The sequence below is a fragment of the Streptomyces sp. MspMP-M5 genome (assembly GCF_000373585.1).
In the GTDB taxonomy this organism is placed as follows: domain Bacteria; phylum Actinomycetota; class Actinomycetes; order Streptomycetales; family Streptomycetaceae; genus Streptomyces.
This window is the reverse complement of the sequence record NZ_KB891861.1, coordinates 1-2,036: the sequence shown is the minus strand read 5'-3', so window position 1 is coordinate 2,036 and position 2,036 is coordinate 1. Positions and strand designations below refer to the sequence as shown.

The following is a 2,036-nucleotide window of genomic DNA, read 5'->3' as shown; positions in this document are numbered from 1 at the left end:
CGGGCGAGTCCGGGCCCGGCGACGTACAGTTCGCCGGTCACGCCGACCGGTACGGGGCACAGCGCGGCGTCCAGCACCTGGACCCGGGTGCCGGCGGCGGGGCGGCCGATGGGTGGCGGGGCGGCGGCCGGGGTGAGCGGGCCGGTCCAGGTGGCCACCACGGTGGCCTCGGTCGGCCCATAGGAGTTGATCACGTGGCGGCCGGGGGCCCAGTGCGCGACGAGGTCCGCCGGGCACGCCTCGGCGCCGACGATCAGGGTGCGCAGGCGGGGCAGGGCGGCGGCCGCCTCGGGCGGCACGGTGGCCAGCGCCGCGGGCGGGATCAGGGCGTGGGTGATCCGCCGCTCGGCGAGGACCTGGGCGAGCCGTTCGCCGAGCAGCGGGCCCTCCTCGCCGGCGACCAGGGTGGCCCCGGAAAGCAGCGAGACGCACAGTTCCAGGACGGCGGCGTCGAAGCTGGGCGAGGCGAACTGCAGGACCCGGTCGCCTGGTTGGACGTCGTACCGGGCGGTGGCGGCCGCGGCGAAGCCGGCGAGGCCGGTGTGCGGGACCACGACCGCCTTGGGGGTGCCGGTCGAGCCCGAGGTGTAGATGACGTAGGCGGGATGGTCGGTGGCGAGCGGGGCGTGGCGGTCCGCGTCGGTGGGCGCGGTGTCGGGGCCGTCCGGGCGCCAGACGGCGGCGGGGTCGTCGAGGACCAGATGGGCTCCGGAGTCGCGCAGCATGAAGGCGCGGCGTTCGGCCGGGTAGGCCGGGTCGACGGGCAGGAAGGCGCCGCCGGCCTTGGCCACCGCCAGCTGCGCCACGACGGTCTCCGCCGAGCGGGGCAGCGCCACCGCCACCACCCGCTCGGGGCCGGCGCCGCGGCCGATGAGGTGACGGGCCAGCCGGTTGGCGGCGCGTTCCAGTTCCGCGTAGGTCAGTGTCCGGGGGCCGGCGGTGAGCGCCACCGCATCCGGGGTGCGGGCCGCCTGGCGCCGGAACAGCTCGCCGAGGGTGGCCGGGGGCACCGGCCGGTCCGTGCCGCGGCCGTCGGCCAGCAGCCGCCGCAGTTCCTCGCGGGGGGCCAGCGGCAGTGCCCCGAGGGGGCGTTGGGGGTCGTCGGCGAGGGCGGTCAGCAGCGTGCTGAGCTGGTCCGCGATCCGCTCGGCGGTGGCGGCCTCGAACAGGTCGGTGTTGTAGGTGAGCAGCCCGTGCAGGGCGCCGGAGTCGTGCTCGGCGAACTCCAGGGTGAGGTCGAAGCCGGCGTGGTGGGTGTCCGGTTCGATGTCGTCGATCTGGAGGCCCGGCAGGTCCAGTGTGGCCCCGGGGGCGTTCTGCAGGACGACCATGGCCTGGAAGAGCGGGGTGCGGCTGGTGTCCCGGGCGGGCTGGACCTCGTCCACCACGCGCTCGAACGGCACGTCCTGGTGGGCGAAGGCGGCCAGCACCGTCTCCCGGACCCGTGCGAGGAACTCGGGGAACGGCAGGTCCGGGTCGACGGTCGAGCGGAGCACGAGGGTGTTGACGAAGAAGCCGATCAGGCGCTGGGTCTCGGCGCGGTCGCGGCCGGAGGTGACGGTTCCGACGGCGATGTCGCGCTGGCCGGAGAGCCGGGCGAGGAGGGTCTGCACGGCGGCGACCAGGGTGGTGAACAGGGTGGTCTGCCGGGCCCGGCCGAACTCCCCCAGGCGGCGCGCGATCTGCGGCGGGAGGACGAGCCGGGCCGTGGCGCCGTTCCTGGTCCGCACGGCGGAGCGCGGCCGGTCGGTGGGCAGGTGCAGGGGTTCCAGGTCGACCAGGTGGTCGCGCCAGTACCGCAGTTGCTCCTCGGCGGCGGCGCGCTGCGCGGTCCGCTGCCAGTGGGCGACGTCGGCGTACTGGACGGGCAGCGGCGGCAGTTCGGCGGTGGGGGCACCGAGCGCGGCCCGGTAGTAGTGGGCCAGGTCGCCGGTGAGCACGGCGGTCGACCAGCCGTCGGTGATGATGTGGTGCAGGGTCAGGGTCAGGACGTGGTCGTCGTCGGCCAGCCGGATCAGCCCGGCCCGCAGCAGGGG

General features: G+C 76.1%; 1 protein-coding gene. It reads right to left on the bottom strand.

All coding sequences use genetic code 11. From position 1 onward, the window contains the following. A partial coding sequence (locus tag B073_RS39245) for a non-ribosomal peptide synthetase (protein ID WP_037811047.1) occupies positions 1 to 2,036 on the bottom strand: 2,036 nt, incomplete at both ends.